The sequence below is a fragment of the Algibacillus agarilyticus genome (assembly GCF_003286125.1).
In the GTDB taxonomy this organism is placed as follows: domain Bacteria; phylum Pseudomonadota; class Gammaproteobacteria; order Enterobacterales; family Alteromonadaceae; genus Algibacillus; species Algibacillus agarilyticus.
Window position 1 is genome coordinate 1 of the sequence record NZ_QMED01000047.1, and the last position, 24,027, is coordinate 24,027.

15 protein-coding genes are annotated in these 24,027 nt (G+C 40.6%); 2 read left to right on the top strand and 13 right to left on the bottom strand.

Annotated features, from left to right (window positions below; all coding sequences use genetic code 11):
* Positions 1-45 precede the first annotated feature (45 nt).
* Positions 46-429, bottom strand: a complete 384-nt coding sequence (locus tag DPX34_RS20560; protein ID WP_111980238.1) for a hypothetical protein — start codon at positions 427-429, stop codon at positions 46-48.
* 247 nt (positions 430-676) lie between these two features.
* Here DPX34_RS20560 and DPX34_RS20565 point away from each other — a divergent pair, with 247 nt between their 5' ends.
* Entirely contained in the window at positions 677-1,648 is a 972-nt protein-coding gene (locus DPX34_RS20565; RefSeq protein ID WP_111980308.1) for an integron integrase, read from the top strand.
* A gap of 105 nt (positions 1,649-1,753) precedes the next feature.
* On the opposite strand, the gene DPX34_RS20570 is transcribed toward DPX34_RS20565, so the two are convergent.
* The 8 genes from DPX34_RS20570 to DPX34_RS20605 form a co-directional block, all read right to left on the bottom strand.
* Complete coding sequence (locus tag DPX34_RS20570; RefSeq protein WP_111980309.1) at positions 1,754-2,041, bottom strand: antibiotic biosynthesis monooxygenase family protein; 288 nt, start codon at positions 2,039-2,041, stop codon at positions 1,754-1,756.
* A 104-nt stretch (positions 2,042-2,145) separates the two neighbouring features.
* Positions 2,146-2,682: a DUF924 family protein gene (locus tag DPX34_RS20575; RefSeq protein ID WP_111980319.1), complete on the bottom strand. Its 537-nt coding sequence runs from the start codon at positions 2,680-2,682 to the stop codon at positions 2,146-2,148.
* 248 nt (positions 2,683-2,930) lie between these two features.
* Entirely contained in the window at positions 2,931-5,171 is a 2,241-nt protein-coding gene (locus tag DPX34_RS20580) for a carbohydrate-binding protein (protein WP_198673773.1), read from the bottom strand.
* A gap of 523 nt (positions 5,172-5,694) precedes the next feature.
* Positions 5,695-7,383, bottom strand: coding sequence for a GMC oxidoreductase (locus DPX34_RS20585; protein WP_111980311.1), 1,689 nt, complete (start codon positions 7,381-7,383; stop codon positions 5,695-5,697).
* Position 7,384: 1 nt separating this feature from the next.
* On the bottom strand, positions 7,385-7,948 hold the full coding sequence (locus DPX34_RS20590; RefSeq protein ID WP_111980312.1) for a gluconate 2-dehydrogenase subunit 3 family protein: 564 nt from the start codon (positions 7,946-7,948) through the stop codon (positions 7,385-7,387).
* Entirely contained in the window at positions 7,948-9,486 is a 1,539-nt protein-coding gene (locus tag DPX34_RS20595; protein ID WP_232824825.1) for a sulfatase-like hydrolase/transferase, read from the bottom strand. The genes DPX34_RS20590 and DPX34_RS20595 overlap by 1 nt, the downstream gene beginning before the upstream one ends.
* A 44-nt stretch (positions 9,487-9,530) precedes the next feature.
* Positions 9,531-10,721, bottom strand: coding sequence for a hypothetical protein (locus DPX34_RS20600; RefSeq protein WP_111980314.1), 1,191 nt, complete (start codon positions 10,719-10,721; stop codon positions 9,531-9,533).
* 593 nt (positions 10,722-11,314) lie between these two features.
* Complete coding sequence (locus tag DPX34_RS20605) at positions 11,315-14,341, bottom strand: TonB-dependent receptor (protein WP_111980315.1); 3,027 nt, start codon at positions 14,339-14,341, stop codon at positions 11,315-11,317.
* Positions 14,342-14,810: 469 nt separating this feature from the next.
* Between DPX34_RS20605 and DPX34_RS20610 the strand changes: the two genes are divergently transcribed.
* A complete protein-coding gene (locus DPX34_RS20610) occupies positions 14,811-16,556 on the top strand; it encodes a GH39 family glycosyl hydrolase (RefSeq protein WP_111980316.1) in 1,746 nt (581 codons plus the stop codon).
* Between the two features lie 187 nt (positions 16,557-16,743).
* On the opposite strand, the gene DPX34_RS20615 is transcribed toward DPX34_RS20610, so the two are convergent.
* The 4 genes from DPX34_RS20615 to DPX34_RS20630 all read right to left on the bottom strand — a co-directional run.
* Positions 16,744-18,147 (bottom strand): FGGY-family carbohydrate kinase, encoded by a 1,404-nt coding sequence (locus tag DPX34_RS20615; protein ID WP_111980317.1) that lies wholly within the window; start codon positions 18,145-18,147, stop codon positions 16,744-16,746.
* Positions 18,148-18,401: 254 nt separating this feature from the next.
* Complete coding sequence (locus DPX34_RS20620) at positions 18,402-20,108, bottom strand: purine-cytosine permease family protein (protein WP_111980318.1); 1,707 nt, start codon at positions 20,106-20,108, stop codon at positions 18,402-18,404.
* A 339-nt stretch (positions 20,109-20,447) separates the two neighbouring features.
* On the bottom strand, positions 20,448-21,740 hold the full coding sequence (gene rhaI, locus DPX34_RS20625) for an L-rhamnose catabolism isomerase (RefSeq protein WP_111979574.1): 1,293 nt from the start codon (positions 21,738-21,740) through the stop codon (positions 20,448-20,450).
* Between the two features lie 93 nt (positions 21,741-21,833).
* A partial coding sequence (locus DPX34_RS20630) for a bifunctional rhamnulose-1-phosphate aldolase/short-chain dehydrogenase (RefSeq protein ID WP_111979575.1) occupies positions 21,834-24,027 on the bottom strand: 2,194 nt, incomplete at its 5' end.

Sequence of the window (24,027 nt, forward strand, 5' to 3'; positions counted from 1 at the left end):
TTAAAATATGCGGTAGAAAGTAAAACTTAATGCTTGCTGTCCACCTCAGGGCGTGTTGTTAGCAGTAATTATTTTCAACTGGCTTTTTAGGTGCGTCTCATATAAATACTCTACTCTATCGATGGTCATCAAACTGCCACGACATGAGAGAATATTTTCAGCTTTAAAAAGTTTAGATAATTCACCTTTAGCATTAAAAAGATAACTTTGATCAAAAATATAATAAATTTCCGCTGCTGCATCAATGAACTCACTAGAGTATGTTGTAGCCCAACTACCAGGCCCATGATCGGATGGAATATATTGCCCTTGAAACTCTTTACATATATTTAACTGGGTATTTATTATTTCACGAAAATTATCTTCAAAAGATTGAGCATCTTTTTTAGTGCGTTCAAGAATAGCTTTAAATCTTTCGTGAGAATTCATGCACAATCCTTTGTATTACTGCTAACAATTTAATAGTGCGCGATTTGCGCATTTTTCTACTAAATCCGCGCGCACTTTCATACTTTCTGTATTTTTAACAAATTAGCTAACACATTGCTATTTATATTGTTTATTTGCAGATAAAAAATTTATCAAAGACAAAAATGCGCAACTTGCGCATTTTCTTGAATATAGGCGCAAACAAACTAAACTGTATATACATACAGTAATAAAATAAGAGTTTAGTATGAAAACACGATCACCTTTTTTAAACAGTATCTCCGAATATATGCTTTTGCATCAATATTCATTAAGAACGGTTGATACTTATCTTACGTGGATCACGGCTTACATTCACTTCCATAAAAAGCGCCATCCGGCCTCCATGGGAGATAACGAAGTAGAGCAATATTTGGAGTATCTCGCGTTAAAATCTAATGTCGCACCAAGAACACAAGCTACAGCTTTGAATGCGCTATCATTTTTATATAAACACATTATTAAAAACGAATTATCGCTCAACTTAAATTTTGCCCGCAGTAAAAAACAATCAAAACTTCCTATTGTGATGACACCAGATGAAGTTTCTCAACTTATGAAGCATTTAAACAAGCGGTATTATCTAATTGCAGGTTTAATGTACGGTAGTGGTTTACGCGTTATGGAGGCAGTGCAACTTCGTGTTCAAGATATTGATTTTGATTTCAAATGTATCAGAGTTTGGAACGGAAAAGGCAATAAGCATAGGATCGTAACACTGGCTGTAGAGTTGATCCCAATGCTCAGGAATCAAATTACTCAAGTCGATGAATATTTGCAGCTAGACCTTAAAAATGAACTATTTTCGGGCGTATGGATGCCCCATTCGCTGGCTAAAAAATATCCATCAGCAAATAAATCACTTGCTTGGCAATATTTATTTCCATCTCATAAATTGAGCGGCGATCCTGAAACGGGAGAAATACGCAGGCATCACTTTCATCATACCTGCATCCGCAAAGCCGTTAAAAAAGCAGTACAATCGGCGGGGTTAACTAAACTCATCACACCACACACGTTTAGGCATTCATTTGCTACACATTTATTACAAAATGGTGCTGATATTCGCACGGTGCAAACCCAACTTGGACACTCCGATATAAAAACAACACAAATATACACTCATGTACTCCAACAAGGTGCAAACGGTGTTGTTAGCCCATTAAGTAAACTAACCTAGCAAATAATGTAGGTTTAAAAAGAGTTGGTAAGTTAGGTTTAGGTATATAACTCAACAAGCCCTCCCCTTAAAATACAACGCAGTATACCCCCTGTTTTTTGCGGTTTATCGACTATATTCTCTTAATATTTCGACAATTTGCACAGTATACGATTTATACCAAGTCGATTGTCCTTTTGCCTGAGCTTGTCTATGTTCAATATTGTTTTTCCATGCTTTTATGTTATCAAGGTTATCCCAATATGAAATAGCAATTTCGCTATCGCCTTCGGTGTTAGCGATAAATTCTTTGCATCCAAATTCATCCATGGCGAGTTGGCGCATTTTAGCGGCCATGTGGGTATATTCAGCATCAAATTGAGCGACTTCGGCTTTAAAAATAACGGCATACATTTTAGTTTTGTCCTGTTTTGTAGTCTTTTTTTAGGTGTCTTTTAAAACCGTTTTTTGGCTTGCTGTTAGCCCGGCTTGTTATTTTATTATGTCAATATAGCGCACTAAAAACTCGAATTTTCTTGTTTTAAAAAAGCGATTTCATCTGGTGTTGATACTCGGCCTAAAATTTTATTTCGATGAGGGTAGCGGTTAAATTTATCAATAATGGCTTTGTGCTTTAATTCAAACGCTAAGGTGTTTGCATTACCTAACGCGGTATAAAGTTTAAGCGCTTCACAATGGATTAAAGCTGACTCGCTATGCATATAAGGCATATACATAAAAACACGTTTGGTCTCAGATAATTCCAAATCAAACCTTTTCGCAATGGCATGCTGAGACAATGCAAGCGCAAGGGGATCATTCGTAAATGATTCAGGTTGTTCGCGATAAATATTACGTGAAAATTGATCTAAAATAATAATTTCTGCCAGACTGCCTTCTGCCGTTTTTCGCCAATGATTTAGTTCACCGAGTTGGGCTTGTTTATGTAATACCCCAAACCGCTTTTCAATCATTAAATCAAAGGTTTTGTCTTTTTTCCACCATTGTTGTGGGTCTAGTTCTGAAAACCAAAAATGAATAATTTCATTTTGCATACTTTGCATCGTTAACGCCTTTTATCGCTTTAAATATAACAAGGTATTCTACCCAGTTATTAACATCAAACCACAGTGGCTTTAATACTAAAAAGCCGCTTCTATCATCATGTGGTGTTTATCATGATAGAAGCGGCTAGCTTATTAAACCATTTTTAATGCATTCAATGTTGCGATTATACCGTTAATAAATGAGCAAGATTATCAGCGTTATTCAGCTATTAACGGCAAAAAGCATTAGGGCTTAATTAATCAGCAAAACGCCCTACATCACTGGCAACTAATGGCGTTGGCGCAGAAATATTAGGGCTAGACGTTAACACTTCTACTTCAGCCGCGCTTAACGCACTGCCACCAACGGCAATGGCGCTACTTGTTGCATAGGCTTTATTATTAGTCCAAGTGTTTGATGATTTATTGGCTACATTATTAAACAATATGCCTTCATCACCGACCACTACATTACCCGAAATTAAGATATCGGTTGGCATATTGGTATATCGGTCGCCGCCAATGTGTATGCCGCCTCCCACACTGTTAACGATCGTGTTGTTATAAACTTCGGCATTGGTTGAGGTTTCATGGCTATCGTTACCTGAGCTTTCAGATGTATCGCCTGAATCAACTAGAATAGGACGTCTCCAGCTAATACCGGTTAAGTTTTCCATGTAGTTGTCATAAATTTTATGGCCAGCACCGTAAATACGTACACCACCGGTTTGATAATTATCATTGGTGACGGAATCACCAACACCCGTGCCATAAAAATAGTTTCCGTAAGCTTGGTTATTTGAACCTAAACGGAACGATAACGAACCCATTGAGTTTTTAAATGTATTGTAACGGAACACATTGTTTGATGTTTTAACCGTTACGATTTCATTTTCACCATCACAGTTTTCAAACAAGTTGTATTCAACAATGTTGTTTGTGATCACATCTTGAGAATCAGCGATACCCATTGCGATAACTTCGCGGTCTGAATCGCCAGCGGGTACGCCATCAACCAAATAAGGGGCGATGTTGTTGAAGTGATTATGATGAATATGTAAATTTTTGGTCATTAACGGATCATCAAATTGTGTTTTGATAAAACTACCGGTAATTTTAGTGCCACTGCGATCACCTAAGTTTTTATCACGAAATTCATTATAAGCGATCTCGATATGCTCACTGGCTTGTGTCATCACTAATGAGGTTTGGCTTTCGGTTACATCTTTATGGTCAAACAAGTTACGCAATATTTTGATGTTGGTTGAGTTAACAATTTTAAGCAAGGTGCTTTCATCGTTAGGGCCAAATACAAACCCTTGCAAGGTCAAGTTGTTTGAGTTTGTAATGGTTGCATTGTCTAACGTTGTGTCACCAACAGATGCCGCGCAAATAACAACCTGCGAATCAAAACTGTAATTTTTTAACGATATTTCACCCGAGCCCGTCACAATAATAACGTCTCCGCCTTTTGCTGTGGCGAGTACATCATTAAGAGAATCTGGCGTCGCATTATGCGTGTCACCTGGGCCTGGTTCTGGCTCTGGCTCTGGCTCTGGCTCTGGCTCTGGCTCATCAGTTAACACTAATTCTAACCAGTTAATATTAAAATCACTGCCTGTTACATCAAGGCGTAACGTATGTTCACCGGTCGTTAGCTCCCCTAAATCGAGGGTGTTAGTTACCCAATTTTGCCATCCGCCGGTTGCATCAACGGCAATATTACCTTTTGATGCACCCTCTATAACAACATCAAACGCGCCGGTTGATTTTCTTGATCCCACTCGTACATCTATTCGGTAAGTGCCGGCTTCAGTTACATTAATCGGAAATTCCAACCACTCGCCCGCTTTGATCCAACCGACATTGTAACCGCCACCTGTGTCATTTGTGGTTTGTACATCAACATCGTCTGTGCGGTATTGACTGCCAGCGTTACCCGAGGTTGTATCTGAGTAATCAACATAATCTTCTGCTTGTATTAACCCCGGTACAATAAATGAATCGCTCGGTATAATCGGTAAAGCATCGCCGTCAATAAAATCAATTTCGGTTACACTATTCCAAGTATTGCTGCTATTACCAAAACCAACATAACGCACGTAACGCGCACTCACATTTTCAGAAAAGTTGAAATCTTCTTGCTCGACAGTATCACCACTGCTCATACTATCAACTTGTGTTGTCCAAACGCTTGCATCATCAGACGTTTCAATTTTGAAATACGTACTGCGTGCATCTCCCTTATAAAAAGCGATGCTCACACCACTGAGTATTTGCTCGCTGCCAAAGTCGTATTGTACCCACTGACTCCCATCATTGCCGTTAGCCGACCAACGTGTATTTAAGTCATTATCAACGGTATTCTCTTCTACATTACCATCATTGCCACTGGCGGTTACATCTGTAGGGGTCGCAGCAAAAGCATTAACACCTAAAACGCCCGATAGCGCTAAACATAGCGTTGAAAGTTTAAATATCGTGTTTGATTTTTTCATTTTAATATCCATTATTATTATTTTGGTATTACCAATTGTTGTTTTAACCAACAATAATAGAACATAATAAAAACAGAATTTCCATTACTATTTTTTAACAATTGGACTTACCAATAAACATAATACATACAACTGTGTAACTTACCCCCTGATTAACGAGGCCTGTATCGATCGATAATTAACCACAAGTGAGTAAAAAACACTGATCCAACCAGTTTAGTTTCTCTTTTTGATCAGGTAATAAATGAATAAGTGCTAACGGTTTTTGAGTGTTCTTTACATTGGTGTGACAGAAAGATAAAACCAATAAGGCGTAGCGGTTAAAAATAAGATTCTATTTTTTACACATACAGATATAGATTAATTAAGACGAAAGATGATTAATCGGCAGGTTAAATATAGACCTAAGTCACTCAGGTACAGGACTGTTATTAACGGGTTATAGGGGGGAGTTTTTGATTTGTTAGTGGCTGTAGACATAAAAACAAGGCGGGCTAAATGAGCCCGACCTTGTAGTCATAAATTAAAGCTTACCTTGTTTTACTTGTTTGTCGGCATAATCAACCGCGCGTGCCGTTAAGGCCATATAAGTAATACTTGGGTTTTGGGTGCCAGCACTGGTCATACACGCCCCATCCGTTACAAAGACATTAGGCACATCGTGCATTTGGTTCCATTTATTAAGCACACTCGTTTTAGGGTCGTGTCCCATTCTAGCGGTGCCCATTTCATGAATACAAGCACCTATCGCCGTTTCACGATCTGAGCTTTTTATATCGGTACAACCGGCTGCTTCAAGCATTTCAATCGCCGATTTAACACCGTCTTTTCTGATTTTATACTCATTTTCGCGTAATTTAGCGTCAAACGTAATAAGCGGCAAGCCATGTTTATCACGCTTTGAAAAGTTTAAATACATGCGATTATCATGATGTGGCAATATTTCGCCAAAACAATGTAGGTTAATGCGCCAAGCGCCCGGCTTAAAGATTTCGTCTTTAAGTGCCGCGCCAATCACCCCTTTAGGCGCATTTTTGACTCGGCTAGCGCCCCCTTGATAAGAGAAGTTACGAATATAGTCGCTCTGTTTGGTTTGCTCATCAATATTAGTAAACGGCGGTATAAAAAAGCCCTTCGGTTTTCGACCTAAATAATATTCATCGTCAAAGCCATCAATTAAGCCCGAAGCCCCCATGCCATAATGGTGATCCATCATATTATGGCCGAGCTCTCCGCTTGTATTACCTAAGCCATTTGGAAAGGCTTCTGAACGGCTATTAAGTAATATAGCCGCCGTGCCCACGGTGCTGGCATTACAAAAAATAATGTTTGCGGTATAAACAACGATTTCACCCGTGTTAGCGTCTTTTACTTTAACACCGGTGGCTTTTTTCAATTTGGCATCGTAGATGATTTCCATCACGATACAATCTGATTTTAAGGTTAAGTTACCCGTTTCTTGCGCGACCGGTAACGTTGCCGATTGCGTACTAAAGTAAGCTCCAAATGGACAACCTCGCTTACAACGATTACGTGCCTGACATTGACCGCGTAATCCTTTATGTACATCCGGATTATATTCGCTTAAATTAGCGGTTCGGCATGGGGTAACCACGCGGTTTGGATATTTTTCTTTAACGGCTTCGCGAAACTTTTGTTCAACCGCATTTAACGGAAACGGCGCAATAAAGTTACCATCGGGTGCTTGTTTTAGCCCTTCAGCTTGCCCTGCCACGCCAACAAATGTTTCAACATATTCATACCAAGGTTCGATATCGTTATAACGAATTGGCCAATCAATAGCGACGCCATCACGTTTGTTTGCTTCAAAATCGTGTTCGCTCCAGCGTGGGCAATGACGCCCCCACATCACTGAACGTCCGCCAACATGATGCCCTCTGATCCAATCAAACCGTTCGTCTTCAAGATAAGGGTATTCATCATCGCGATTAATAAATGGCTTAACGTCTTCTTTAACCCACCAACTCAAACGGTTTTGTTTTTCGTAATGGTTTTCTTTTTCAGCTAGGCTCACTTCGCCTTGATTGGGTAAATCCCATTTATCTAACATCGCGGTTGGGTAATCACCATGCTGAACCATTCGACCACGTTCAAGCATGAGTGTTTTGTAACCTTTTTTACAGAGTTCCATCGCGGCATAGCCGCCTGAAATGCCTGAGCCTATTACAATTGCTTCATAGTTTGTTTTCATATTATTCGGCCCACGCTTTGCCGCCTACTTCCTTAACCGATATAGAAGGTACATATCGTCCAGGAATAGGCAAATAGTTAAGATGATTTTCGGCGACTTCTTCAGTCGATAAGTAATACGTTATGGTTTGCTGTTTAATATCCATATACGCTTTTCTCGCTTGTGCATTATCCGCCGTGTTTAATTCTAAGTCGGTTAATAACTGCACCTGTTCATTCACTAACAGTCTTGTGAATTGTTTGCTCTCAAGATACCGTTTAAGTTCAGCAAACAAGGTTAAAAAGTTAGCTTGGTAACCTGCAGGAAAAATCTGATTAAACATGTTATCCATGATGTAGTTAACTTTTACGTCAGATGCCGATGGACTGTCTGTACGGGGTAATATCACGTCCATTATCTGAGTGAGTAGTTCAAATCGATTAACATCAAAAAATTGCAGCTGATCAAGGCTGCTTTTTGTCCGTGTTAGATCTAAACCTTGTGCCAATACCGAACCCGATATCGGCGCTAAGATTGAGCTACCGGTTAAAGCGGCAACATATTTTAAAACACTGCGTCTATCCATTATTTTACTCCCCCCGTTGGTAACCAAGTATTTTTAAAGTCAGGTCTATTTTTAACTTCTTCGGTTCTTTGATCTTCATATTTTTTAATGTAATTGCTCACTTTGGCACGCATTTCTTTAGCTCTCGCTTGATGCTTAGTTGAATTAATTAAATTATGGGCCTCTTGTGGATCATCGATTAAATTATAAAGCTGACGATGGCCATGTTTGTAAAATTCAACATACTTCCATTCTGGTGTTCGTACCCCCACCATCGGTGGAATTAAAGCGCGCTTTGGTTGATACATATGTTCAAAGAAGAATTCTTCACGCCAATTCGCCACAGGCTCTGCGCTCATTAGCGGCAGTAAACTTTGGCCTTGATACGTTTCGGGTGGAGTGAGCCCCGCTAAAGTTAACATTGTGGGCGCAAAATCAATATTTAACGCGGTTTGCTCCACTTCTTTACCGTGAGAATTTTTGTTACGCGGATCATAAATAATTAAAGGCACGCGTAGGTCTTCTTCCCAGCCAAACCATTTACCGGCTAACTGGCGTTCATTAAGCGCATAACCATTATCACCGGTATAGATAATAATCGTGTTGTCTGCCATGCCATTGGCTTCTAAACTTTTATAAATCATGCCAACGGCTCTATCAACACTACTAATAGCGCGATAATGACGCTTGGTCATTTTTTGATATAATTCAGGTGTTGAATAACGATACTGCCATCTATCGCGCGCAATAGAACCTTTTAAAAATTCAGGTAGTGCATTAAAACTCGCATCGTCTGAAAATTTAGCGGGAGGCACATCAACATCTTGATACCAAGATTCAAACTCTTCGGGGTAGTGATATTGCATTTCTTGGTCGCGGTCATGTGCGTGTGGGTTCCAAAAATTTACCGACATAGCCCAAGGCTGACCACTGGTTTTTGATTGCTCTATAAAATCGTTGGCTAACTCAGCAATATAATACGTTTGCGGTAATTCTTGGCCTTCGTAAGTTTCGGTTTTAGCCTGCAATAACGGTTTGTAATAATCAAAACGGTCGGTTGGTTCACCTGATATTTTTATCTCGTATTTACCCACAAAGGCAGAACGATAACCGTCTTGTTTTAACAATCGAGGATAGGCATTAGCGGATTCTTGTATACCCGTGCTAGGCTGCTGAAACGTAAAATCATGCGTTCGCTCGGTTAACCCCGTTAAAATACTCACTCGGCTTGAAGCACAAATAGGGGTGGTGACAAAGGCATTTTTAAAAACAGTACCGCGATCAGCTAACGCATCTAAGTTGGGTGTTTTAATAATCGGATGATATTTGCCAATCAAATCCCAACGGTGATCATCTGCTAAAATAAAAAGAATGTTAGGCTGCGTTTGCTTTTTGGCATCAGTCACCACATTGGCAACGGCCGGTTTCGTATTGGCTTCTTCGTTTGTTGGCTGTTTATCGTTACAAGCAACTAAAAAGCAGCTTAACGCACTCGCCAACCATAATGGCCGGTGTTGACCAATCCATTTTTGTTTTAGGTAGTTGTTCAGTTTCATCATGTGATCACTTTTTATAACGTTGTTAATCTATGTGTCATTAATAATTAGGGGTGGCTAGTTACTAATGCGCGCCATAACCCTTTAGGATATAAAGCAGGGTCAGTTGTCGGTGTATCGTTTTTTGTAACAACCTTAGCAGCGACTTTAATTACATCGCCTTTATTGAGCTGTACCGGCTTGATTTTAAAATAGGTTTCTTGGTTGCTTTTTATTATGTTGAGGTTGACAAATTCGGCTAATAATTGATTGTTTAACCAAACTTGATAATGCGCCTCTCCCTTGCTCTCTCCCTTGCCCTCAGCTACGGTCACTAAGGTCAGCGCTAAATGACCGGTATCTTTTTTACCCACGGTAAATTCGGCATAAGCATATTGATTAAATTGCTCTGGCTTGACTAAGTTAATAGCCAAAGCCGCTTGCGCATCATGACGAACAAAATTTGGGTCGGTTTTAGTGACTATTTTAAAGTCATCAACGGCCGATATAATACGTTTATATTGGTGTATACCTTTATACTGCGTTTTAATTGGCAACGGGTTAGCAGTGGCTATTGTTGCCGCGCGATCAACCCCATCTGGCTGATAATGTTTATCACGGGTTAACAAAAATTTATCTAATTCAAAACCGTCTTCGCGCATCGATACCATAATGTTATGCACGCCCGCAGTTGGCACCTTTAATGTTACGGTGTTAGGCTCGCCACAGTGGTTTGTTTTTGTGCGCTGCGCCGAAGACCATGTCCACTGATGCTTACCTTGGCAAAGTTGTAAACGTTGCCCACTCGATGGCCATGTGCCATTAATACCAAAATGCACACCATTATCTTCACTGCCTGAACTGTATGATCGGGCCCAAACATAATAAACACCGGGGGTTTTAAAATAGACAGGGTAGCTTAAAACGGCAATTTGTCCGGGCTTATCACTAAAGTTTTCACCGCGCACTAATGTTTCATGATGATTAACCCGAGTATCGGGTAATAACTCGATATACTGGCCTGCACTCGCGTTGTCGGCATGAACTCGATCACCGTCGGGGTAATTATGGGGTTTACTTTGCGCCGAAAAAATATGCCAACGGCGTTTGTCATCTAAGTGTTGGGTAGCAAAAGCTTCTGCTTCTACCACCACAATGTCATGTTGCTCAACAACGTTTCGAGCATTTACCTCAACCATCGTCGCATACACAGCGCCGTTGATTAAAACACTCACCACAAGAAACACAACATTGAACATGTACATACCTCAGTAACACTTTATCTATATTTAATTAACTTATTGCATTAAAGCAAAAACAAACCCCAAATACAATCCAGATTAATCATATGTAATCATCAAACGGCCAAATTTTGATTTAAAAATACTAAAAAAGAAATTTCGTAAAGTCGTTACCATAAATGTAACTCACGAGCAGCCGAAAAAATAGCGGTGAGTCGCGATGAGGCGCAATGAAAAAAGATGTCATCGGGCTTAAAGGCAAGAGTGCGGACAAGAGTGCAGACAAGGCAGAAAACAAGTAGAAAAAGCGAAGTAATAAATAAGTAATAAAAAATTGAACAGAAATAAAAGGCGGTAAAAACGTCAGATTAAAATTAAAAATGCATATCGATTTTCACCGATATGCATGTTAAGTAAACTAATGATTACATTATATAGTCTTCTCGCTCAGGTTTTATGGTTCATTGTCAGCGCTTACTCTCGACTTTGGCTCCTGCGTCGTTCTAACACCTAAATCCATTTAGGCGGCCCCAATCACATAGTAGAGCATATGCTCATGAGGTCTCGAAGCTTGACGGCTTCCCCTAAAACCCGATCGCTTTGACTATAGTTTACATTTTAGCGGTTACGCCAAATACCACTCGGCGGTCGGTTAAGCCTTGAGCACAAAATAAAGCGCCTTCATTAACACAGTATTGTGAACGATCTTCTCTTAATAAATTAACGCCTTCTAAGCCTAGCGTAACGTCTTCAGAAATATCGTAACTTACGCTCATATTAAGTTGGGCACGATCGGCCACGATACGGGGTAAATCAAAACTGATTTTGTCCTTTGTTTTAAACTCTGAACGCCATGTATAACGCATACGCACGTTTAAATCATACTTGTCATAAAACATCGTGATGTTATAGGCATTTTCAGATAAGTTTAAAAATTCAATACGCTCTTGTACTTGATCATCATCAAGTGTAGCTGTTGATTGATCAGTATCAAAACGATCTAACAATTTGTTTAATGCATTAGCATCACCGGTTGCTTTGTTATAAGCATCAAGCTGAGAGCCCGCTTTTTGGTAAGTATAGTTAGCTATTACACCAAAACCCGATGCCCAACCCAGTTCAGATTCATAACCGGAAAGATCATACTGTGCTGAAAGTTCGATACCCGTTTGAGTTTCATCACCCGGTACATTAAACACGGCTTCGAGCGGTACACACATACCTTTACCTGTTGTTACCGAAGACCATACACCACGGTCTGTAATTTGTGGGTTAAAGATACCGCCGTTTTCACATGGCGCGGTTACATCACGTTCAATTTGACCACTGACTGCACCAATAGGCTCTTCAGGGTTATCTAACGTGGTTTCATGCAGCTCACTTCGCACTTTATGGAACAAACCCACACTGATCATACTGGCATCAGAAAGGTAATACTCTGCCGATAAATCAAACGATTTGACTTCTTCTGGTTTTAAATAAGGATTACCCGCTTTAACAGAACCGGCTCCGCCACCAAATCGAGTTGAGGTTGATAAATCATTAAAGTTGGCACGTCGAATATCTTGTGCATAGCCCGCACGCACTAATAAATCTTCATGCACTTCTGCGGTCATATTAAAGCGAGGTAACACATAATCGTGCGACGTTGTTGTTTGCGTTGGCGTAGCAACATCATCTATCACATTGACCCCGTTAGAGGTTACATCAGTTGTTATATAACGCACACCAACATTACCACGAATGGGTATATCGCCTGCTTCAACATCAAAATCACCTTGCAAGTATAACGCTAATGTTTCTTCTTCAATTTCGAAGAACGACGTCACTTCAGCCGTTGGCACTTCAAGTGAATCGAGTGTCGTACCCTCATTGGCATTATGCGTTTCAATAGCGCTATTAATTGAGCTGATCACCGCTTCTGGGTTATTAAATGAAGCACTTGGATCAATCACTAAATAGTCTTTAACGTATAACGAACGATCATCGGCTGCATTAAAATTATCGGCACCTGGTGTTAAGATGTTTGAAAATAAATTACCCAGTGGTCTATTGAGCACCCGACCAAAATCAACCACTGAATTAACATTAATACGCTCAGAAGAGTTAGTGTTAAAGCGCATACCCGCATGCACATCCATGAAGAATTCATTCATATCAGACACATCATAAGTCGCATCAATACGTAAGGCTTTTTCTTCGTTTTTCACTTCATTAAGCTGACGGTTTACTTTTTTAAGCGCATAATTTTCAGGCGCAAGTAGCATGGCGGTCGTTGGTGTTTCAGCTAAACCTGGGGCGATACCAAATTGCAGTGTGCCCCCTGTTGTATCAAAAATGATAGGCACGCCATTGTCATTTTTAGTTCTGTTGCTTGCTTCGTCATAATAAGGTTGCGTGTCATTTGGGTTAATAAAATCAAGCTCAGTGGTTAAATCGGGATGAACAGTCTCCGACCCTGAATATGAAAATTCAGCTGTCAGCTTTAATTTATCACCTTGCCATTCACTACCCAATGCAAAAACCGAACTGTCGGTTACACGTGAACCCGTAATGCTCGCGGTACGTAAATTGGGATCAATTGAACTACCCTCACCCGTACCTAAAATACCTTGCGACACAACTTGCACTTGGCCTAAATTCAATACACCGTTAGGCCCATCAATTGTGCCTAAATCAACCGTTTCAAATGCGGTGTTATTCGTATTGTCGACCACATGACTGCCACCCGTACCTGAGAACATGGCACGTGCATTTTGCTTAGCGCTTTCTTGATCACTTAACGTCATATCCATATAAAACTTTAAGCCGTCGTACGGTTCATACTCAAGTGAGCCGGTTACCGTTTTTGTTTCGTATTCATATCTTTCTATAATTTGGTCAAAAAACTGGGCGCGTAAAAATGGAAAAGACTCTGCGCTTGCTCGGCCTGAATCGGGTAAAACTTCTCTGTCGCGGTCAACACGAGGGTTAAACGAGGCGATATCTTGACGTGTATAACTCCCCGTTAAAACCACACCCACTTTACCGATGTCGGTTTCCCAATTATCACCAAAAGTACCCGAGAGGCGTGGTACGACGCTTTCGGCTAAATCACTGTGCTCGCCTTGAGCTTTAACTGAAATAAGGCGATCTTTTAAACTTAAACCTCGGAGTGTACGCAAGTTAATAATACCGCCTACAGAACCTTCAACATCTTTTGCGGTTGGTACTTTTGTCACTTCAACAGCCGCGACTAATGCCGCAGGTACATCTTGGAAATTGATACCAGAACGACCAGTACCCGAACCTACCGTCGAAACACCATTGATTTCAACGCGGTTTGAATCTGTACCTCGAATTTGTACACCCGAACCCACACCCGCAGTTCGTGTGATTTGTATACCCGTGATATTTTCTAACACTTCCGCTAAATTTTGATCAGGCAATTTACCAATATCTTCAGCTTGTATCACTTCTTTAATATTGGCAGATGCACGCTTCTCATTTAACGCGCTGGCTAAGGCACTGCGGATCCCCGTCACTTCAATAACTTCAGTTTCTTCTTGCTCTTGTGCAAAAGCAGTCCCCGTCATACTGGTTAATGCAGCTGCAATTGCAACAGCCACACTTGAGCGTTTTATTAATGTGTTGTTCATTGTGTTATCCCAATTATTATTTTTTATATGTTAAATCAAGCTAAAAGAAACCACATAGGGTCATGTTAGGTCACCTAGCACCTTGAGATTAATGAAAAAAAACAAATAATCAACAAAAATTACATAAAAAAAACAATTTGGATGGATGATTTCATAATAAGACATCAACCACGCATCGCGTAACATGTTAATAAAATCGCTCTAAAAACCAATTTCATGTAGATTAATCTGCTAAATTCGGCCAACTTCGGCTAAATATTAAATAAATTTGATTTCTAAACTCATAAATTTTGAGCGTATTTAAAATAATAATTTTTTGTTACATTGAACCATATAAAACCATTATAAATCACCTACACTTAAATCATCTAAAATTGGATGCGCTATTAATTGATTAAATACGAATTTATACGTTATCTGATGTGTTTAATGAACAGATAAGTTCCTTTAGTTAAACCATTGAGAAAACATGAAAATTAATAAACGAATAACACTTATTACGCTGTTGTTTATCAGTGCAGCTTGTACACATACTCCGTTTTCGGATGACCTTAGTCCAAGGTCTTATCAACCTAATTTACAGCCAGATTTTACCTTGCAAGCCGACTTCACCACACAAACCAATCAACAGGGTTTGATTTACGATTTTTTTGATGTGTCAGTTCGAACAGAACGCGGCAACCCGAAGGGAATGCCAGCGACTTTTGGACGACCTAAAAAAGTAAATACCGTGAGAATGCTCGGCGGCTGGCGCAATCAAAATACCGCAGGCGATACGTATCAATGGAATGGCACACAGTTTGTTTATAACTTCGATGCGGCCACTAAACGAATAGACGGGTGGCTCGACGGGGATTGGGAAATATTTCAAATTGTGTTAGATAACCCACCTTGGGCGTTTCAACGTGGCTATCAGTTTGTTAAAACACCAAATGGTAAAAACTACCTAGAGAAAGATAAAGTAGGGGTTTATGGTAACGGTTTACCGCCTTTTGATGCCAAGGCATGGAATGATTACATGCAAGCCTTCATTAAACATTTAGTTAAAACCTATGGTAAAGACCAAGTCATGCGTTGGCGTTTTAGAGTCGGATCAGAAATAGACACTCGCCCACAACATTGGGCTGCAACCCGACAAGAGTTTTTTGACCATTATAAAAATACGGTTGATGCCGTTCATGCTGTATTACCTAACGCGACGATTGGCACCCATTTTAGAGAAGGTTCATTTAAAGGGCGCTATATCGATTATACCGGTAACACCGAAGATAGTTATGCGCCGCATTTTATTAAATGGGCCAAACAAAATAAGGTTCACTATGATTTTTTAGCGATTTCGTATTATCCACATATTACCAAATCACATGAGCTTGATATGCAACAGGTCTATGAACATGATTTAGCACCGATTCAACAACACCCTGATTGGTCTAATAATGCCAGTTTGGAGATCCACGAATTTAAATTTATTTCACAAATGAAAAAGGCAGGATTTGTTAGTGTTGCAACCTCTCATGCATCGTCGTTTTTTGCCATGATGGCTAAAATGTTTTACGACCATAATATTCGTAAGGTGTTTCAGTGGGGCAATGCATCACAAGGCAATTATTCACCCGATGCCATGACCCAATTAGCATTGCATTCTATGGTGGGTAATCAATATTTTAAAAATACGAGTCAGCATCATAATCAACAAACAATCCCAAATAAGCCTGAGCATGATAAGACGATAAAACAGCATGAAGTTGATGCGATCTTTAGCCAAAATCCGCAAAAAAACGCTTATGATATCTTATTATATCGTTTTAATTCAGCCGATTTTAGTTATCAAAAACCACAAACTACTCGGGTTATATTTAACGTGACTCAATCGGTTGGATCCGTATTTAACTATAGAATAGGCAAAATTAACCGCTTTAGTAATGTCGAAGATCAATTTTATGCCGAACACCCAAAAGCCAAGATATTGGGATCTGATGGTGGATGGTTAAAACCTAAAGTTCATTTTACCGCTGCGGTTAGCAAAGCATTAAACCAAGCGGGTCAACAAGTCTTTAAACAAAAACGCGCACAATACGCTAAAACCAATAAATTAATTTGGGATAAATGGCGAACCGCAAAAGTGGTTGCACATAATGGCACGGCGGCCATTTTGATTGATACACCGATTGAATCGTTTGGTGTACAAAAATTAGAAGTCAGAATGACAGAGTAACGGTATAAAGCCCCCACTATTTTTACGAAAGTGATGTATTTGTGCCTATTGATACCGATTTTAACGACAAAAAAACCGATGCTATTAACATAACATCGGTTTTTTATTGCATTGAGTTATTTAGCTTCATTATTTAGCATTGCTATTAACTTAGGTATTAACTTAGCTATTGAACTAAATATGCAGCTTAAGCATCCGCGATTAAAGCTAACCAAGTCGCTTTGTATTGATCAAGACCTTGTAACCGAGTTTCATTTGCGCTTGAAGATTCAACGTTCAACGCATTAGCTCCCCATTGGGTTAAACAGGCAGTACCGGCAACGGTACCAGTGTCATCACGCGATAAATGAACAGCTTGGCCGTTTCTGAGCTGTTTAATTAAGCCACACAACAATGGGTTCTTTAAAAAAGCTCCTTCAATGTATATGTCACCTTTTGCTTCAAGCAAACTTAACTGATAATCAACCATATAAGCACAATACAATGTGGCTAAAGCCGCGCCCGTTATCGTTGTTAATTCACCAACAACTTGACCTTGTGATTGACTAAAAGGTCCACTGCCGCCACTAAAATCAGGTAACGCAAATACGTTACTATCAATTAACGTTTGTAAGTCGGCTTCGGTAAAGGCATCGTCTACTTTGGCACCCGTTAGGTCACATATCGCGGCAAATTCGCGCCCGCCCATAAACCGCGCACACGCGATTGGCGTACCCAGTGCATCGATATTGGCTAACATGTCTTTAGTGGGTTCTAAATTTTTAACAGAGACTTGTGAAGCCATTAAAATGGTCCACGTGCCCGATGAAATAACCGTAAACGGTTTATCACCTTGTGTTAATCGATAGCGTAAAAAGCTCGCATTACTATCGTGTAAACCACTGTACACTTGGCAATCGGGTGATAAACCTAAGGCTTGGCTTAATTCAGGTTTGATCGCACCACAGCATTGCCAGGCAGGTTTGAGTGCTGGAAATTTATCGCGACAGGCTAAATGATCAACCAGACTCGATAAACCATTTTCATTAAGATCCCACAAATCAGTATGGCAACCTAACGAGGTAATTTCAGATGCTAAATAACCGGTTAATCGCCATACCCAATATTGCGGATACATCAAAATATCAGTTGCTTGCGTAAATTCATGATTAAATGATTGGCTCAGCCAATGTAGTTGACGGCCTAAATTAAGACCGGCAGGTAAACTCGGTGAATAGGTCGATGCAAAATCAGGACGAACCGATGAATAACTCGCATCCAGCACATTAATTTCAGTATATTCATAATCAAGAACCGGTAAAACTAAACCATTGCCGTTAGTTTCGGCCCGATCAATTAACGCCGCAGTCGCACCATGTGTCGTAATACTAATACCAGAAATAGCATATTTAGCGGCAGCTTCTTTGATCGCTATTTGAAAAAATTGCCAAATACCGTCTACATCAGCACAAGGATATGGCGGTTTATTTAATACCGTGTTGCTCATGTGTTTTGAAAAGATAGAGTTATACCCAGTATCTAACACATGCACTTTGACGTGTGTTTTACCGATATCCATAACTAATGTGTATGTTTGATTTGAAGTTGTCATAAATAAATTCTGTTTAGATTAAATAAAGAAATTACGGTGATGTTATACAAGTCACTTCAAGTGGCTCAGTCAAAGCGTTAAATAAACTTGGCTTTGTGTTTTTTATCGTTACAAAAAACGAATTGAAGTGGTAAAACGTGCAGAGCAAACTCATTGATTAAAATGAGTTTGCTCTGTTAAAACGGATAAAACGGGGTTGTTCATTAAACCCCGCTTGATTGAGCTTAACTTCTCTTAACTTCTCTTAATGAATACTACGCCGTTGTATTTGCCACTTTTTCAGACGACGCATCAGCGGTAGCAACTTGCTTGTTTTGAGCTAAATAGGCATACGTTGCTGTTACAAAGTAAATTAAGGTCGGCACAATTAACCAAGTGGTTAACGTGTCTACATCTTTATTTACATAAGATTGAATACCCATGTATAAACAAGTGATCAATGCAGCCCACGAAGCATATTTAGCAACGGTCGCGACAAAAGGAAGTTCACCTTTATCAGCCGCTTGAGCCGCTGCAGGTGAAGCAAGATATGCCACTTCAGCCGCTTTACGATCTGACTCAATTTTTTCAGCTTTTGCGGCTTCAGGGTATGTATCTTTAGCACCCATCGCCGACGCCAAACCGATATACATCACCGTTGCAAAAATCCAAAGCGGAACCAATATGAAGAACAAATGCAATAAACCGGCTTGTTCGACGGCAATACCCGCAGCCATCGACGCAATCCAAGTGATAAATGCAGCCATGTTGGTTGTGTTGCCTTTATAAGAAGACCAATAACGCGTTAAACCTAATTTAGGGAATAACCAATGCTCAGTCACAATAATGGCACCCACAGGGGCCAGTAATAAGCCCATGTAGCCAACAAAACCTAATAAACCTGAAAATACAAAAGGAGAACACGCAATAATCGTGGTGATAATACCCACAACAATCGTTACTTTTGTTCGGCCCCAAGCGTGATTTAAAGAACTAAACGCTAAACCTGCACGGTATATGGTCGGATTTGATGTTGTCCAACCTGCAATAATAACCGCTAAAATACCTGAAGCCCCTAAAGCCGTATAAGCAACTGAACCCGGATCAATCGCGGTGATCGTGGTATTCAATAATATAGCTGCACCCGCGCCCATAATACCGGCACAAATCCAAGCCATGTAGTGACCAATAAACATACCTAACGCTGAAAAATAACCATATTTAGCGCTTTTAGCAAAACGTAATAATGTCATGTCACCTAAGCTACCATGCATCGCTAAATTGGCGATCCAAGCAAATGCAATGACATGCCAAATACCAATATCACCTTCGGTGTCTTTCCAAATAGATTCACTGGCAACGGTTAAGAAATCACTAAAGTTATTAATGCTATCAACACCTGCTGTTGCGCCAACGGTTGTAGGCATCATTACTAAAGCGCCAACAACGAACATTAAAATCATCCAAGGGGCACATATTTCAGCAAACGCGGCCAGTTTTTCAAAACCTTTTACGGCCATATAAACAACAACCGCACCCACACCTAATACCACTAAAACAAAACGGAAATCAGTGGGAAAATAACCAACTTGGTCTTCAATACCAAATAAAATACGGACGGCGGAGGCGGACACCGTGATCATTGCCCCAGCTAGCACACAGAATAAAATACCATTCACCACACTATAAAGTTTAATAGTGCCCGGCCCTGCAATTTTTTCAAGATAAGCATAAAGGGTTAAACGTGTATCGGTTGCAATAGGCGCCGTAATAAGACCCCAAGTTAAAACTGCAAACAAATTACCTAAAACAAGCCCCAGTAGAACGTCGACTGCGCCTACTCCCCACGAAACAAATAAAGCACCAATAACAAACTCAGTACCGGCAACGTGCTCGCCCGAATAACTGGCAGCAAACGTTTTAGCCCCCTGTAGTTTATTTGGCGAAACCGGTTGGGTTTCAAATTCTTCAGCTGATGACATAATGACCTCTATCCTCTCTTTTATTATTTTAGTGAGAGATATTTTGTTGTTTTATTAACGATAACCAAGTTACTTAAAAGTGCTCGTTGAGCTCGATTGAAGGTGATTTAAACCTCTCATTAGCTTAGTCGCACATTTAAAAATCAAGTTATAGTTTATGCTAAAAATAAAGCCGCGGTGAGAAATTAATCGCGACTTTAATATTGAGTACGTACTCATTCTTGTTTATGTTAAAAAAAGGCTTCCGTGCCTAAAACACACACAAGATTAGAGATGATCCAATCATCTCTATGTTACAAAACGTATTAAACCAAGTGTGATACTCGGTTTTTATCGAGCTTAAACAATACCCGAACCGTTGCCGCCACTGTTAGGACGCTCAACGCCCGCTTGCGCTCGGTAACCTGATTTACGGTAAACCGCGATTGGGTCTATCGCTCCACCTTTGCGTAAACGCGCCATCGCTAAAATAGGCGATACATCTGTCGTAAACGCATGCTTCAATGTATTGCTACACATCAAGGCATCGTTTTCAGTTTGGTAACCTGTTAATTTCTCACGGTCTACTATCAAAGCCGATACGTATGAACGTTGTACGCTCGCCGCTGAATTAACTAAACTTTCTATTGGGTCTGTCACATTGTGTGATTGGTCCAACATGTAGTTCGGGCCAAAACCTTCTTGGTTACGGTATTCTGCATCCACTAATTCATTAAAAATTAAGAACTGTTGATACGGGTGTAAACTACCGCTGTCTAAATCATCATCGCCATATTTAGAGTCATTGAAGTGGAAACCACCTAATTTCTTAAATTGTATTAAACGCGACACTATCATTTCAATGTTCACGTTTGGCGCGTGATGGCCTAAATCAACTAATGATTTAGCTTGTGGACCTAATTCCATCGCCGCTAAGATGTTGCTGCCCCAATCTTGAATAATCGTTGAGTAGAACGCCGGCTCAAACATTTTATGTTCGATATGCAGTTCCCAATCACTCGGTAAACCCGCATAGATTTTTTTCATGCTTTCTAAGTAACGCTCAAACGCGCCTTGGAAATGCTGTTGTCCCGGATGATTTGAACCATCGCCAACCCAAACCGTTAACGTTTTTGAATCCAATGCTTTACCGTATTCAATACAATCTAAGTTGTGTTGTATCGCTAAATCACGTGAAGCTTGGCTGGTGTTACTTAAACTACCGTATTTAAAGCTATGCTCTTGACCCGGTTGGTCTTGGAATGTATTCGAGTTAATCGAATCCCATTTTAGGTTTAAGTTATCTGACGTTTGCTTAAGTTCGCTAAAGTCATCCACTTTATCCCACGGAAAATGCGGTGATACGCGCTCGGTACATTGCGATAAATCATTAATAACCGCGCTGTCTTCTAGTTTTTCCCAAATATTGCGTGGCTCGCCTTCACCTGGAAAACGGGCAAAACGTGTGCCGCCGGTGCCAGTGCCCCATGACGGTACCGCAATTTGAAACGTTTCCGCTTTGGCCGTGATGTCGTCAATATTGATGTTTTCACGCGCTAATTTTGCACCTAAAGCCGCGTAATCTTCTTTTAAGAAGCCTTCTAATTTTGCATTTTCTTCTGCAATTAGGCCTTTATCTATACGTTGAGTCATTTTTATGTTTCCTAATATCGGTTGTCTTGTTTACCCAAGTCAGGCTCTGCTCGCTTTTTAGCGTGCCGTGAACATCACTCGGGTAAAAACGGCTTAGCGTAAAAACGCTTCGTGTAAACCACCGTCTACACTAATGATTTGGCCTGTCGTTTTGCTTAACTGACCTGAAACCATTAAGTAAGCCGCTTCCGCTTGGTCGGCCGGGGTTATCGGTTGTTTGGTTAATGTACGTTGAGCATAGAACATCGCTAACTTATCGCGTAATTCATCATCTGAATCATCCGCAGTAAATTCAACGTTGTACTTAGTTAATGACGCTATCACACGGTCACGTGGGAACATGGTGCTGCCTTTAACAACGGTCGCGGGTGCTAAACCATTCACGTTCACTAACGGTGACAATTCAACCGCTAATTCACGCACTAAGTGGTTAGCGGCCGCTTTACTGGTGTCATAAGCCAATGAACCTTTCTTAGAAACCGCCGCATTAACACTCGTTGTTAACACTAACGCACCCGGTAAGTTTTGCGCTTGCCATATCTTGTTAGCTTCGGTGCCAACGATATAACCGCCTTTAACATTAACCGCAAAGCTCACATCAAATTGCTGGTCGTCACTCATACCCGATTGACCCGGCGCAAGGAAAACACCCGCCGTGACAATCACTTTATCAATACCACCATAAGCTAAGGTCACTTGCTCAAACATTTTTTGCACGCTATCACGCTCGGTAATATTTACCGCTTGCGCAATCGCTGGACCACAACCCGAAATACCCGTACCGGCAACACCGATACCTTGACCATAAATGGCCGTTAATTCATCTGCCGTTGCTTGTGCCGCTTCAAAACGTAAATCAGCACAAACCACATGTGCGCCTTCTTTGGCAACACGGAATGCGGTTTCTTTACCGATACCATCACCTGCACCGACAACCACAACCACGTCACGCGCTAATGGCGCTTCTTTTGGCATACGCTGTAATTTAGCTTCTTCAAGCGCCCAATATTCAATATCAAACGCTTCTTGCTGTGGTAACGCCGTGTATTCGCTAATCGCTTCTGCACCACGCATCACTTCTATCGCACAGTTATAAAATTCAGTGGTTACACGTGATTCTGATTTGTTTTTACCCCAACCAATAATACCCACACCTGGGATTAAGATAACCGTTGGGCTTGGGTCACGCATAGCCGGTGAATCATCACGCTTACAGTTGTTGTAATATTCAGCATATTCAACACGATATTGCTCGATACCCGCATTAAGCTTTTCAACTAAGGTGTCAAAGCTGTCGTTTTTCGGGTCGAAATCAATGTAAAGCGGTTGGATTTTAGTGCGTAAGAAATGGTCAGGACATGACGTGCCTAACTTCGCTAAACGCGGTGCATCAACGCTGTTAACAAAACGTAATGCATTTTCATCTGATTGCACCGTACCAATAAATTTAACTTTATTTGATAAAATACCACGGGCTACCGGTAAAAATTTAGCTAATAATTCAGTACGCGCGTCTTCTGGTAAACTTTCAACTTTTGCACCACCAAAGGTCATATCGCCTTTGTCGTGCTCTTCAATATAGCGAGCTGCCGTTTCAATCACCCATAACGAGGTTTCGTAACAACTTTTACTTTCTGATTCCCAGTTGGTATGGCCGTGCTGACCTAATAAAATACCAATACTGTCTGGCTTCGCTGCATAGGCGTCTTCACACACCTTAGCCGCTTCCCAACCCGGACGCATCCACGGTACGTAAGCCATCTTGCCGCCCCAAACCACTTCGGTTAAGGCTTCTTGGTCTTTACATGACGCGATTGCAATAACCGCATTAGGGTGTAAATGGTCAACGTGCTTTTCAGCAATCATTGAATGTAATGGGGTATCAATTGACGAAGCACGTGGGTTTAAGCAAAAGTTACAGTGCTTATACATGCCAATCATCGCATCTTCGCCTGCTTGCTTATAACCTTTGTCATCACGCGCTTGGTAAGTCGCATCTAAGGCGTTTAATTTACCTTGATATAATGATGAGAAATTCTCGACTTTTGATGTGCGTAAATCACCGCCAGAGCCTTTTACCCATAATACTTCAACGTCTTCACCCGTTAATGGGTCCTTCTCGATAAGCTTGGCTGACGTGTTACCGCCGCCCGTATTCGTAATGCGTTGGTCTGCACCTAAAACATTAGAACGATAAACTAAACTTTCGATTGGCGATAACGTATCCGCAACAGCATCATCCCAGTTGTAATCAACATGGCGAAATTCATTTTTTTTGATCGGCATT